This is a genomic window from Pseudomonas kitaguniensis, assembly GCF_049199985.1.
Classification (GTDB): Bacteria; Pseudomonadota; Gammaproteobacteria; order Pseudomonadales; family Pseudomonadaceae; genus Aquipseudomonas; species Aquipseudomonas kitaguniensis.
The window spans coordinates 127682-141935 of the sequence record NZ_JBLZPT010000010.1 but is presented as its reverse complement, the minus strand read 5'-3'; the positions used below and the strand labels follow the sequence as shown (position 1 = coordinate 141935).

General features: G+C 58.4%; 9 protein-coding genes. 8 read left to right on the top strand and 1 reads right to left on the bottom strand.

Annotated elements, in window-relative coordinates; genetic code table 11:
- Positions 1-193: 193 nt before the first annotated feature.
- Complete coding sequence (gene tpx / locus ACOZK9_RS14795; RefSeq protein WP_058413338.1) at positions 194-694, bottom strand: thiol peroxidase; 501 nt, start codon at positions 692-694, stop codon at positions 194-196.
- Positions 695-853: 159 nt separating this feature from the next.
- On the opposite strand from tpx, the gene ACOZK9_RS14790 reads away from it, so the two are divergent.
- The 8 genes from ACOZK9_RS14790 to ACOZK9_RS14755 all read left to right on the top strand — a co-directional run bounded on the left by ACOZK9_RS14790 (position 854) and on the right by ACOZK9_RS14755 (position 14162).
- On the top strand, positions 854-2143 hold the full coding sequence (locus ACOZK9_RS14790) for a glycosyltransferase (RefSeq protein WP_152748783.1): 1290 nt from the start codon (positions 854-856) through the stop codon (positions 2141-2143).
- 72 nt (positions 2144-2215) lie between these two features.
- Positions 2216-3121: an AraC family transcriptional regulator gene (locus tag ACOZK9_RS14785; protein ID WP_152748782.1), complete on the top strand. Its 906-nt coding sequence runs from the start codon at positions 2216-2218 to the stop codon at positions 3119-3121.
- Between the two features lie 414 nt (positions 3122-3535).
- A complete protein-coding gene (locus ACOZK9_RS14780) occupies positions 3536-8002 on the top strand; it encodes a dermonecrotic toxin domain-containing protein (RefSeq protein ID WP_421556124.1) in 4467 nt (1488 codons plus the stop codon).
- A 266-nt stretch (positions 8003-8268) separates the two neighbouring features.
- The gene (locus ACOZK9_RS14775) at positions 8269-9591 is read left to right on the top strand and encodes an ABC transporter substrate-binding protein (protein WP_058413341.1); all 1323 of its coding nucleotides are present in this window, start codon (positions 8269-8271) and stop codon (positions 9589-9591) included.
- Positions 9592-9752: 161 nt separating this feature from the next.
- A complete protein-coding gene (locus tag ACOZK9_RS14770) occupies positions 9753-10679 on the top strand; it encodes a carbohydrate ABC transporter permease (RefSeq protein WP_421556123.1) in 927 nt (308 codons plus the stop codon).
- A 10-nt stretch (positions 10680-10689) separates the two neighbouring features.
- Positions 10690-11520 carry a carbohydrate ABC transporter permease gene (locus ACOZK9_RS14765; RefSeq protein WP_058413343.1) on the top strand — a complete coding sequence of 277 codons (831 nt, stop codon included), beginning with the start codon at positions 10690-10692 and terminating at the stop codon, positions 11518-11520.
- A 46-nt stretch (positions 11521-11566) separates the two neighbouring features.
- Positions 11567-12670, top strand: coding sequence for an ABC transporter ATP-binding protein (locus ACOZK9_RS14760; protein ID WP_058413344.1), 1104 nt, complete (start codon positions 11567-11569; stop codon positions 12668-12670).
- A gap of 10 nt (positions 12671-12680) precedes the next feature.
- Positions 12681-14162, top strand: coding sequence for a mannitol dehydrogenase family protein (locus ACOZK9_RS14755; protein WP_421556122.1), 1482 nt, complete (start codon positions 12681-12683; stop codon positions 14160-14162).
- The last annotated feature ends 92 nt before the right edge of the window (positions 14163-14254 follow it).

Sequence of the window (14254 nt, the reverse complement as noted above, 5' to 3'; positions counted from 1 at the left end):
AAGCACTGGGGCGTATTAAGAAAAGCGCCTTTACCGGCTATTTACCTTGGGCTTACAACTTTTAACTTTTAGCCTTAGTCCGTTCGCTATTTAGCTAAGCTGCTGACTATAAATGAAAACGGCCTGGACTAGGCCAGGCCGCAATCATGTATCAAGCGTGTTACTGCAACGCGACAGTAATGTGCGGCAACAGTTACTTCAAAACAGCCAGGGCGGTTTCGTAGTTTGGCTCTTGGCCGATTTCGCTGACCAGTTCGCTGTGCAACACCTTGTCGTTTTCATCCAGCACCACCACGGCGCGAGCGGTCAGGCCTTTCAGCGGGCCTTCAGCGATGGCCACGCCGTAGTCAACGGCGAACGCCGCGCTGCGGAAATCCGACAGGTTTTTCACGTTTTCCAGGCCTTCAGCGCCGCAGAAGCGTGCTTGGGCGAACGGCAGGTCGGTAGAAATGCACAACACCACGGCGTTGTTCAGTTCATTCGCCTGGGCGTTGAATGTGCGTACCGAGGTGGCGCAGGTCGGGGTGTCGACGCTTGGGAAGATGTTGAGCACTTTGCGCTTGCCGGCAAACGTGGCCAGGGTGACTTCCGACAAGTCGCCGGCGGTCAGGGTGAACTCGGGCGCCTGGGTGCCGGTTTGCGGCAGTTCGCCTTCAACCTGGACTGGGTTACCACGAAGGGTGACTTGAGCCATGAACGGAATCCTTATGCTGGGTGTGATTAAACCAATTCGAGAGGCCGAAGTTAACCACAAACTGAGGTCGCTACCTACCGCCAGACACAAATTCTCATCGTGCGCCGGTGTGCTTTAATAATGCGCTTTTCGCCTGCCCGCTCAAGGAATACGTCGTTGATGAATCAGCCCGCCACCCAAGTTCTGGTCATTGGTTATGTCTGGCCGGAACCACGCTCGTCGGCCGCAGGCGGGCACATGATGCAGATTTTGCAGAGTTTTCTGGACCGCGGCTGGGCGGTTACCTTCAGCAGCCCGGCGACGATTGGCGAGCACAAGGCCGACTTGCCGGCACTCGGTATCACTGAATGCGCGATTGAACTCAACAACAGCAGCTTCGACGACTTTATTCGCGAACTGGCCCCGGACATTGTGCTGTTCGACCGCTTCATGATGGAGGAACAGTTCGGCTGGCGGGTCGAACAGTGTTGCCCTGGCGCCCTGCGGGTGCTGGAAACCTCCGACCTGCAAAGCCTGCGCGACGCACGCCACCAGCGCCTCAAGGACCACCTCAAGGCCGCTCCGGACGCCGATGATTTCAACGCGCTGTTCAGCCCGGCACTGCAGCAGACATTCCAGCTGATGGCCGACACTGACCTGGCCAAGCGCGAAATCGCAGCGATTTACCGCTGTGACATCAGCCTGATGATCTCGGACGTGGAAATTCGCCTGCTCACCGAGCACTTCAACGTACCTGCCGCCCTGCTCCACTGGTGCCCGCTGATGCTTGAGCCGCCTGAGCAGGCCTTTGCGCGCTTTGAAGAACGTGCGCATTTTCTCAGCATCGGCAACTTCCGCCACGCGCCCAACTGGGATGCGGTGTTATGGATGAAAAACCGCCTGTGGCCGCTGATCCGCCAACAGTTGCCGGGCGCGCAGCTGCATATCTACGGCGCCTACACGCCGCCCAAGGCCACCGCGCTGCATAACCCGGCGCAAGGTTTTCACGTGATGAACTGGGCCGAAGACGCGCTGCAGGTGATGAGCGCCGCGCGTATTTGCCTGGCCCCGCTGCGCTTTGGCGCCGGCATCAAGGGCAAGCTGGTGGATGCAATGCTCTGCGGCACACCGAATATCACCACGCCGATCGGCGCCGAAGCCATGGGTGATGAGCAGCCGTGGCCAGGCGCAATCGAACACACTGCGCCGGCCCTCGCCGCCGCCGCCGTGGCGCTGTATCAAGACCGCGAGCGCTGGACCGAGGCGCAGCAACACGGGCGCCAGTTGCTGGCGCGGCGCTACGCCTACGCGGTGCATGGCCCGGCGCTGGTGGAATGCCTGGAGCGCTGCCGCAAGGACCTCGCCCGCCATCGCCTGCACAATTTCACCGGCAGCATGCTGCGCCATCACGCGCACAAGAGTACGCAGTACATGTCGCAGTGGATCGAGGCGAAAAACCGCACCGTCTAACCTCCGACGCTGGCGAGGTCGCGCGCAAGGGGGCATTATCCTGTGCAGAAACCACAATAAAGCGACGGCAGCATGACCCGAGCAGCGCGAATCACCGACCCTTCCTACGAGCTGATGGACGATCACAACGGCCTGTCGATCATCTATCGTCAACACGGTTTCCCGTGCCCGCTGGTGCGCTGGCATTTTCACAAGGAATACGAGCTGCACCTGATCGTCGCCAGCTCGGGCAAAGTGTTTATTGGCGACTATATCGGCAACTTCTACCCGGAAAGCCTGTTCCTGACCGGCCCCAACCTGCCCCACAACTGGATAAGCCAGGTGGGCGAAGACGAAGTGGTGCCCAAACGCGACATGCTGGTGAATTTCACCGATGAGGTATTTGAGGGCGGCAGCCAGATTTTTACCGAACTAAAAACCTTGGCGCCGCTGTTGGAGCGCGCGCACTACGGCATCGAATTCCGCTGCAAAAAGACCATCGCGCAGGCCATCAGCTTGATGCAACGTATCGAGGACGCCAAAGGCATGGCGCGCTTGGGCCACTTTTTTATCTTGCTGGAAGTGTTGAGCGCGTGTGAGGACTACCAGTTGCTGTCGGGCGTGACCACGCCGCAATTGGCCGACGAACACAGCATCGACCGCACTAACCGTGCGGTGGACTATATTTTTGCGCATTACGCGCGCGAATTGCCGCTGGAGGAAGTCGCGGACTATCTGGGGATGAAGCCCACCTATTTTTCGCGGGTGTTTAAACAAGCCACCGGGCGCACGTTTATCGAGTTTGTTAACCGGTTGCGCATCAGCAAGTCCTGCGAATTGCTCGCGGACGGCGACAAGGCAGTCACGGACGTGTGCTTTGAGTCGGGCTTCAACAACATCTCCAATTTCAACCGGCGCTTTCAGCAGCTCAAGGGCATGACGCCTTCCCACTACCGCCGTCTGGCCGTGCAGCGTTTGACCGAGCAGAATTTGGCCTAGTTGCACGCCCCAACGGCCCATTCATGCACGGCGCCCTGCCGCAAACATACTCTGGCGCGGCTCACACGCTGTAACAGCTCGAAGTGAACGCCCGCCCTCTCATGACCAATAACCCTACGGTTAAAAGATAAGTTTCCACGAAGCTTATCCGCGATCTACGCATTCGATAACGACTGCGTACACGTCAGCTGTCGCACCGCCCGGGAAAACGTCCTCATGAGAATCGAGCCATTACGCTACAGCCCGCTCCCCTTTTCAGCTACCCACCTTCAAGCTCAATCCGAAATAGCCTCTACTGATCATGCACGGACTAAACGTAGCAGCCCGGTGGTGGGTCTGGGGACCACAAAAGCCGCAACAGCACTGATCAGAGCAGGCGATGCAGCCCTCTCCTCCCTGCATAGCGCTGTCTTGATGGATCAAGTCATTGCCGATCCCGCTGGAAGGAAGTCCCCGCTGCGGAGCCCTTTTATTTCCGATCTTCCTGCCGTCTCAACGTTCGGTAGAGCCTGGGCTCAGCTCACCCATGCGATTCAAAGCGAACCTTTTGCAAGTTTCGCCAGTAAACACAACATTGATACGTCAACCCTCAAACTGAACACTCAGTCAGGATGGGTTATGGATTGTGTTGCACGCGGCAAGTTTGCCACGTTCAGCACATACGATACGGGTTATGAACAGGCCACTGCAGCGGTTAGCGCCGCCGCGCAAGCGTTCTCCTCGCAGCTTGGCCCGATCGAATATACCGGCGCAAACCGTGCCTCTGCCGAGGTAATAGGCAACTTCTACGGCGTACGCCCAGGCGGCATACAAGCGCAGATCCTGCGCTTGATCAGCGAACAGCAAGACCACCACACCTTCAACGCGCTGCGTGAGCCTGACTCCAAGGCACCCGAGTTTAACCGTCCGGCTTATTCGCACATCCGAGAACAACAACGCGAAGCGATAGAAAGTTTTGCCGGGGAAATCGCATTGAATCCCGAGCTTCTCTCCCCTGCGCAACACAAGCCTGCGCCGTTGGTTGAGGACGCTGATCGGGAACTGGCCAGAATGTGCAGCAGTGCCTTGTTAAGCCTCAGGCCCGAAATGGCGCGTTACGGCAAAGGCCCGCGCACCGGCTTTGCACTGTCTGAGATACCTGAACACTCAACCCTGGGGCAAACCCTGCGCAACACACAGCTACCGCCAGGCAAAGACGCGCAGATCAGCCTCGCCTGGATAACCCGGTTTTACGCCGAGCCGGGCAATAACGACACCTTGGTCGGCGTGCTCACACACGCCTCAACGCTCACTCGCAACGGCTTTCGCGCATTGAGCAAAGACACCCCGCCAACCGACGCACGTTCCCGCGCGGTCCAGCAACGCCAACGCGCCGCCATCCAGACGCTCGCAAACCCAAGCACAACTAAACCGGCGGTGGCTGTACCGCCGACTGAAAAGCCCAGCCCTGTACTCGACCCGATGGCCGCTATTGCACGCCGCCAGTTTGCCGGTGAGCCCAACGTGAACTCGGTGGTCGCGCGATTGCTCAGCGAGCGGATAAAGCAGGCCGCCCCGTCACTGGACGTCGACGTTAATCAAATCGCCATTGAAACACCCGACCCGGACAACCCTGGGAGCGTTAAGCGAACACAATTGATGACGCTTGCCTTGGGCTACCTGGCCGGCGCTGAGGCCCCGAACTTCACCAGCACCGACAGGGCGTATGACACTCGCCCTGATTTATTGGCCCGCACGGGCACCGCTGCCGACACCCCACTCGCTCTCGATTTGTCAGCCATAAGCGGTCTCATCGGTGCGTTGCCGTCCCGTCTGAACACAGCCTACGAGGATGATTCGCGCGACTATTGGAGCAAACCGGCGTTCAGCAGTCCGACCAATGCCGACAGCGTCTTCAGCGGCAGCCGTCGTACGTTGATCAGTCATATGCTGCGCAGCAACCTGCAACTGGCGAGCCTGAAACAGCCCGGTTTGGATGACGAGCAACGTAAAACCGTGGACATGGTCGTGAGGCATCCCGAAGGATCGACGCGGCCCGCGCCACTTGACCCCAATTCATCGGGTGCCACCGTCTATTCCTTGGGCGGTTCTACGCCGAACATGGTAATTCATCGATACCTGGCACAATCAAACCGCGGCATCCTCTTGCTAGTGGAGCCCAGTGGAAAAATCAGCGCTTATGAGGCCTGGGATGACGTCGAAAAGGCAGGCCTTGTCCGGCGGGAACTCACCGGTAATATGTTCGACACCCAAGCCCAAACCCTCATCAAGCAGCATCAAGGCAACAGCCTGTTCAACCCGCCACTACCGATGGGTGCACAGAACCCGACGCCAGTAAAAACCAGGCTGCCCGACTGGATGAGTAATGCCGGCGAAGCCGAACGTTTTGTGATGCATGAGCTCAGCCAGGGGCTGGCAAGCTTCATACAACGTAACAAAGGCCGTGCGTACAACAGCGACATCAAAGACATCCATACGTTTGCGCAGCAGCAGTTCGACCTGCTGCCCGAAAACAAGAAACTGACGCAGCACGCAGCCGAGAAACTGGAGGTGGTCTTTAAAGTGGCTTACGGGACGCTGGGCTCTGGCTTTATCGAGCGCCAAACCATGAGCCTGACTGACATGCTGCTCAATAACCTGTCGGGGCTGCCTAATGGTCAGATCGAGGTTTTTTTCAAGCCAGGGTTCAAAGATGAAAACGCTGCAGAAGTCAGAATCCGGGTGCCCGCACTTGAGAAAGAGGGCGTGCTCAAGCAACTGGTTACCGACCTCGACATCGGCAAAAACTACCCCGCGTTACTCAAGGAAAAACTACTCGACGAGCCGGCCAAAATGGCCGAACGCCGATCGCTGTTTGTCCAGCAAGTGCCCATCGAGCTGCAGCTCAAAGCGCTGGAGCTTAGCATCACGGGAAAAGCCGGTTTCAACAACACGGGGTTCCGGTACATCCAGGAGATACTCACGCCGGGGCCAGGCCCCAAGACCGTAGACAGCAAGGAAATCGTCATCCGGCCATTGGCTTTCGATAATAAGCCCACTGGCAAAACCGATGTGGTTGAAGGCGCTTACCTGATCGAACCCAAAGACAGCACAACCGGCCCGCATATTTTGTATCGTCCGCTGATTGCCGATGCCCCGCTTCTGCAATTTGCTACTCGCGAGGCTCTGCTGGAAGCCATCCAGACGCCAGGCAAGCTACAAAACGACACCCTGGCCTGGTTACCTGACGAAAACACGCGACAACTCTACAGCGGTAACGGTTTTAAACACTCTAACATTGTGCTGTTCGGGCTCAACCTGGGGTCCGTTTCCCTCAACGAGACCGTCCCCTTGGCCGTGGACAGCCGCCTGCAGCAAACGCTGCAAGAGGGCAAACTGATGGAATACCTGTACGAGGCGAATGCCCACAGCTTGATCTCCCTGGCCGGACAACAATCGACATCCGACGCGCAAAGCCGGTGGGCGTCCCTCAAGACAGGGGGTTTCCTGCTACTCAATGCGCTGTTGCCAGTGCTGCGCGGCCCTGGCGCCGTGCTCGGCTTGCTGCTGCAGGCAGAGGGCATCATCAACGACTTGGAGGTTCTGGGCGATGAGCGTTCGACAAGCAAAGAGGCGGCGCTGGCAGATCTGTTGGTCAACGTTGCGACGTTGTTGATCCATTTCAAGGCGCGATCACTGCCTGAACCATCCACAACCCTCTCACCAAGGCCAGCAACCGGCGGCAGCCTACTGGTGGATGAGGTGGCAGCGCCCACTCCAGCGTCCAATAACCGCATTGTCCTGGGAGGCCCTGCGGATATAAAACCGCTTGCCGGCGACGTTCAAGTCTTTGTGGACACCTACAACGGCAAGCAACGCCTCAATATCATGGGCCACGGTGAGAAACCCATAGGTGAGCAAGCTGCACACATCTTTGGAGAAGATGGCAAGCATTACGAGGCAGAAGACATTGACCAGGAATTGTTGGCGCGCGGCATAGACATCCGAGACTATAGCGATGTGCGGTTATTAGCCTGCTACTCCGGCAACGGCGGTGAACAGTCTCTCGCGGCGAAACTCAGTACACTCACAGGTGCGCGCGTAAAGGGTTTTGAGCAGGAAATCATTACAGACTACATGGGCGTTGGCGATGAAGATCCATTCAAGGTCTACGAAGACGCCTCGGCACGTTACCGCAAAAACTATGCAAACCTCAGTGACCGTGAGATCCACCGCATGGCTGAAGCAGAACTGAACCGCAAGCTTGCTGATCGGGATATCGAGTTCAATGTCTTCAAAGATAACGGCACGGAAGTCGAGCTCAATATCGGCAGTGATGACAAGCCGGTGATCTATAAAACCAGGGTCGATTATCAACCGCGGACCTTTGGAACACCGAAGATCAAGCCTGCGCCTATCAAGCCAGTTGAAGTACTGATGGGTTACTCGCATACCGCTGAAGACGCGCACTCGGTGCTGTCAACTCGCAGCCTCACAGATTGCTCCGCACTGGCGGTGCTGACTGACCTGAAGGACGGGGTTTATCAGAAACGCACATTAATGCACCTGACCGGCAGCAATCTGGAGTTCGGTTTATTTGACAATGACACTTATCAGCTACTGCAAACACTGAATGAGTCGCTTGCCGATGGCGGCAAGGTGATATTCGTCGGCGGTATCGACTCACAATCTGCGGTAGGCATGGGCGTTGTACTGGGGCAAGAGTACCAGGGGAAAAAACCGCTGCTGGCCCTCCTCAGAAAACCTGGTGTAGAGACTACGATCGCCAGTTCACTGGGGGTTGATATTAACCCGGATGGCACATTCACGTTAATTGAAGGCACGGGCAAAGGCGTGTTCAACACCGCGCAGATCCGGGATGTATTCGACTTCGCCGATTAATCCAGGCTCTCTGTCACCCGCAGAAGCCGGTTGGAACGGCTCCTGCGGTGTTAAACGCGGGCCCTGTACTTTCAGGTTTGTCGAGAAGGCACGCCTGCAATGCGCTGCCGCCCGAGTGCAAAAAAGTATCAGTGAAAGTGCGCCCAAGGATTTGTCATATGCTCATTTCAAGGCTGTAATCAACGCACACTCTTCCAGTTGCCTTGGGAGACACAACAACAATAACTGTCCTTCTGCAGCCCATGGGCGCAGAAATGGAGTGCGCAATGAAGTTCACAGCAAAAGCTCTGCTTGCCTCTACGTGCATGACTGCATGCATGACCCTCAGCGCCGTCAGCTTTGGCGCGCAAACCCTGACCATTGCCACCGTCAACAACAGCGACATGATCCGCATGCAAAAGCTCTCGAAAACCTTCGAGGCCGAGCATCCCGAGATCAAGCTGAACTGGGTGGTGCTCGAAGAAAACGTGCTGCGCCAACGCCTGACCACTGACATCGCCACCCAGGGCGGGCAGTTCGACGTGTTGACCATCGGCATGTACGAAGCTGCACTGTGGGGCGCCAAGGGCTGGCTGGAGCCGATGAAGGACCTGCCGGCGTCCTACGACCTCGACGACGTGTTCCCTTCGGTGCGTGACGGCCTGTCGGTTAAAGGCTCGCTGTACGCCCTGCCGTTCTACGCCGAAAGCTCGATCACCTATTACCGCACCGACCTGTTCAAGGACGCCGGGCTGACCATGCCCGAGCACCCGACCTGGACGCAGATCAGTGAATACGCGGCAAAACTCACCGACAAAAGCAAAGAGCAGTACGGCCTGTGCCTGCGCGGCAAAGCCGGTTGGGGTGAGAACATGGCGCTGATCACTACCCTGGCCAACGGCTACGGTGCGCGCTGGTTCGACGAGAAGTGGCAACCGGAATTCAACGGTCCCGAGTGGAAAAACGCGTTGAATTTTTACGTCGACAACATGAAAAAATCCGGCCCACCGGGTGCCTCCAGCAACGGTTTCAACGAAAACCTGGCGCTGTTCAACAGCGGCAAGTGTGCGATCTGGGTGGATGCCAGCGTGGCCGGCTCGTTCGTCACCGACAAAACCCAAAGCAAAGTGTCCGAGCATGTCGGTTTCACCTTTGCCCCGCACGAAACGACCGACAAGGGTACGTCGTGGCTGTACTCGTGGAGCCTGGCGATACCGACCAGTTCCAAAGCCAAGGACGCCGCCAAGGTGTTCAGCAGTTGGGCCACGTCCAAGGAATACAGCCAGCTTGTGGCCAAGACCGATGGCATTGCGAATGTGCCGCCGGGTACCCGCAAGTCGACCTACAGCGATGAGTACATGAAGGCGGCGCCATTCGCCAAAGTGACCCTGGAATCGCTGAAAGTAGCGGACCCGACCAAACCTACCCTCAAGCCAGTGCCGTACATCGGTATCCAGTTGGTGACCATTCCCGAGTTCCAGGCGATTGGTACCCAGGTCGGCAAGTTCTTCTCGGGCGCGCTGACCGGTCAGCAAACGGTGGATCAAGCCTTGAGCGCCGCGCAGACCACCACCGAGCGCGAAATGAAGCGGGCGGGTTATCCCAAGTAATCCGGGCCTGCCACAGTCAAATGTGGGAGGGGGCTTGCCCCCGATAGCAATCTACCAGTTGATGATTTTGTAACTGATACACCGCTATCGGGGGCAAGCCCCCTCCCACACTGACCGCGCTTCGACTCTGGTTTTGCATGTACTTGACGGGTTCTGATCCTATGAATACCAACACTGCCCAAGGGCAATCTGCCACGCAGGAAAAGCAGCGCAAAAACCGCCTGGCCAACCCCGGCTGGTTTCTCGTCACCCCTTCGGTCGCCATGCTGTTGCTGTGGATGATCGTGCCGCTGGGCATGACGCTGTACTTTTCGCTGATCCGCTACAACCTGCTCTACCCCGGCGAAAACGAATTTGTGGGGCTGGAAAACTTCACTTACTTCATCACCGACTCGGGCTTTTTGCCGGGCGCCACCAACACCCTGTTGCTGGTCGGCAGTGTGCTGTTGATCAGCGTGGTGTTCGGCGTGTTGATCAGCGCCCTGCTCGAAGCCAGTGAATTCTTTGGCCGCGGCGTAGTTCGCGTGCTGTTGATTTCGCCGTTCTTCATCATGCCCACCGTCGGTGCGCTGATCTGGAAGAACCTGATTTTTCACCCGGTGTCGGGCGTGCTCGCGGCCGTGTGGAAGTTGTTCGGCGCGCAGCCGGTGGACTGGCTGGCGCACTACCCGTTGCTGTCGATCATCATCATTGTGTCGTGGCAGTGGCTGCCCTTCGCGATCCTGTTGCTGATGACGGCCATGCAGTCCCTCGACCAGGAACAGAAGGAAGCCGCCCGCCTGGACGGTGCTGGCGCCATCGCAATTTTCTGGCACCTGACCCTGCCCCACCTGGCGCGCCCGATTGCCGTGGTGGTGATGATCGAAACGATCTTTTTGCTCTCGGTGTTCGCCGAAATCTTCACCACCACCAATGGTGGCCCGGGCTACGCCTCGACCAACCTCGCGTACCTGATCTACAACCAGGCGCTGGTGCAGTTCGACGTGGGCATGGCCTCGGCCGGCGGCTTGATTGCCGTGGTTATCGCCAATATCGCGGCGATCATCCTGGTGCGGATGATCGGCAAAAACCTGACTGACAAGCCTTGAGGGCCGCGCCATGACGCTTCAACAATCTCGCCGCCTGCAAAGCCTGTTGCTCGGCACGCTGGCCTGGGCCATCGCGATCCTGATTTTTTTCCCGATCTTCTGGATGGTGCTGACCAGCTTCAAAACTGAAATCGATGCGTTCGCCACGCCGCCGCAGTTTATCTTCACGCCGACGCTGGAGAACTACCTGCACATCAACGAACGCAGCAACTACTTCAGCTACGCCTGGAACTCGGTGCTGATTTCGTTCAGCGCCACCGCCCTGTGCCTGCTGATTTCGGTGCCGGCCGCCTACTCCATGGCGTTCTACGAAACCAAACGCACCAAGGGCACGCTGCTGTGGATGCTCTCCACCAAAATGCTGCCGCCGGTGGGCGTGCTGATGCCGATCTACTTGCTCGCCAAAAGCATGGGGCTGCTCGATACGCGCATCGCGCTGATCATCATCTACACGCTGATCAACCTGCCGATTGTGGTGTGGATGGTTTACACCTACTTCAAGGACATCCCTAAAGACATCCTCGAAGCCGCCCGCCTGGATGGCGCCACGCTGTGGCAGGAAATGGTCCGCGTGCTGCTGCCCATCGCCAAGGGTGGCCTGGCGTCCACGGTGTTGCTGTCGCTGATCCTGTGCTGGAACGAGGCGTTTTGGTCGCTCAACCTGACCTCCTCGAATGCGGCGCCGCTGACTGCGCTGATCGCCTCCTACTCCAGCCCCGAAGGCTTGTTCTGGGCCAAATTGTCTGCCGTGTCGACCCTGGCCTGTGCGCCGATCCTGATTTTTGGCTGGATCAGCCAGAAACAACTGGTGCGCGGCTTGTCGTTCGGCGCGGTGAAGTAACGGCTTCTCTCTAACAAAAACGCATTTAGACGTGGAGGCCCATCCCATGGCCAACCTGAAAATCAAGAATCTGCAAAAAGGCTTCGAAGGCTTTTCGATCATCAAGGGCATCGACCTGGAAGTGAACGACAAAGAATTCGTGGTCTTCGTCGGCCCGTCGGGCTGCGGTAAATCAACCCTGCTGCGCCTGATCGCCGGTCTGGAAGAAGTCAGCGAAGGCACCATCGAACTCGATGGCCGCGACATCACCGAAGTCACCCCGGCCAAACGCGATTTGGCCATGGTGTTCCAGACCTACGCCCTGTACCCGCACATGAGCGTGCGCAAAAACATGTCGTTTGCCCTGGATTTGGCCGGCGTCGACAAGAAAGTCGTCGAGAGCAAAGTCAACGAAGCCGCGCGCATCCTTGAGCTTGGCCCGTTGCTGGAGCGCAAACCCAAGCAGCTTTCCGGCGGCCAGCGTCAGCGCGTGGCCATTGGCCGGGCGATTGTGCGTAACCCGAAGATCTTCCTGTTCGATGAGCCGCTGTCCAACCTCGACGCCGCGCTGCGCGTGCAGATGCGCCTGGAGCTGTCGCGCCTGCACAAAGAACTGCAAGCCACGATGATCTACGTGACCCACGACCAGGTCGAAGCCATGACCCTGGCCGACAAAGTAGTGGTACTCAACAGCGGCCGCGTGGAACAGGTCGGGTCACCGCTGGAGCTGTACCACCAGCCGGCCAACCTGTTTGTGGCGGGCTTTTTGGGCACGCCGAAAATGGGCTTTCTCAAAGGCAAGGTCACACGAGTCGATGCCCAAAGCTGCGAACTCGAACTGGACGCCGGCGGCCACATCAGCCTGCCACTGAGCAGCGCTACCTTGAGTGTCGGCAGCCCGGTCACGCTCGGCATTCGCCCGGAACACCTGGAAATCGCCACGCCCGGCCAAGCCACGCTGACCGTCACCGCCGATGTCGGCGAGCGCTTGGGCAGTGACACGTTCTGCCACGTCATCACCGCGAGCAAAGAGCCGTTGACGCTGCGCATTCGTGGCGACATGGCCAGCCAATATGGCGAAACACTGCAGTTGTACCTGGACCCGACCCAATGCCACCTGTTCGACGCTGAAGGCGTCGCCGTGGCCCGCCCATTGCGCGCTGCCGCCTGAGTATTTACCGATGAAATTGAACACACAGACCCTCACCCAACTGGCGCCCGAAGTCCAACTGCCCACCTATTCAATCGCCAGCACCTCCCAAGGCATCGCGCATATCGGCGTCGGCGGTTTTCACCGCGCGCACCAGGCGTATTACACCGATGCGCTGATGAACTTGGGCGTTGGCCTCGATTGGAGCATTTGCGGCGTCGGCCTGCGAAGCGAAGACCGCAAGGCACGCGATGACCTCGCCAGCCAGGATTACCTGTTCACCCTGTACGAACTGGGTGACACCGACGACACCGAAGTGCGCGTGATCGGCGCCCTCAGCGACATGCTGCTGGCCGAGGACGGCGCGCAGGCGCTGATCGACAAACTCGCCGATCCGCAGATTCGGATTGTCTCGCTGACCATCACCGAGGGCGGTTACTGCATCGACGACAGCAACGGCGAGTTCATGGCCCACCTGCCGCAAATCCAGCATGACTTGGCGAACCCGCTGGCGCCGAAAACCGTGTTCGGTTTTATCTGCGCCGCACTGACCCAACGCCGTGCGGCCGGCACCCCGGCGTTTACCGTGATGTCCTGCGATAACCTGCCGCACAACGGCGCCGTCACGCGCAAGGCGCTGCTGGCCTTCGCCGCCCTGCACAACGCCGAGTTGCATGACTGGATCAAGGCCAACGTGAGCTTCCCGAACGCCATGGTCGACCGCATCACGCCGATGACCAGCAACGCCCACCGCCTGCAACTGCACGACGAACACGGCATCGACGACGCCTGGCCGGTGGTCTGCGAACCCTTTGTGCAGTGGGTGCTGGAAGACAAATTCGTCAACGGTCGCCCGGCCTGGGAAAAGGTCGGCGTGCAGTTCACCGATGACGTCACGCCCTACGAAGAGATGAAAATCGGCTTGCTCAATGGCAGCCACTTGGCCCTCACCTACCTCGGGTTTCTCAAGGGCTACCGGTTTGTGCACGAGACCATGAACGACCCGGTGTTTGTGGCGTATATGCGCGCCTACATGGACCTGGACGTGACCCCGCACCTGGCACCGGTGCCAGGCATCGACCTCACGGACTACAAGCAAACGCTGGTGGAGCGTTTTTCCAACCAGGCGATTGCCGACCAGTTGGAACGCGTGTGCTCGGACGGCTCGTCGAAGTTTCCCAAGTTCACCGTACCGACCATCAACCGCTTGATCGCCGATGGGCGCGAGACCGAGCGTGCAGCGTTGGTGGTGGCGGCGTGGGCGTTGTACCTCAAGGGTGTCGACGAGAACGGCGTGGCCTACAGCATCCCGGACCCGCGCGCCGAGTTCTGCCAAAGCTTGGTGAGTGATGATGCGCTGATCAGTAAACGCCTGTTGGGCGTAGAGGAGATTTTTGGTAAAGCTATTCCCAACTCGCCTGAGTTTGTGGCAGCGTTCGAGCGGTGTTTTGTCAGCTTGCGTGATCACGGCGTGACCCACACCCTGAACACCCTGTTGAAGCAAGCGGCGTAACAATGTAGGAGGGGGCTTGCTCCCGATAGCGCTGTGTCAGCCACCTGATTGATAACTGATGCACCGAAATCGGGAGCAAGCCCCCTCCCACA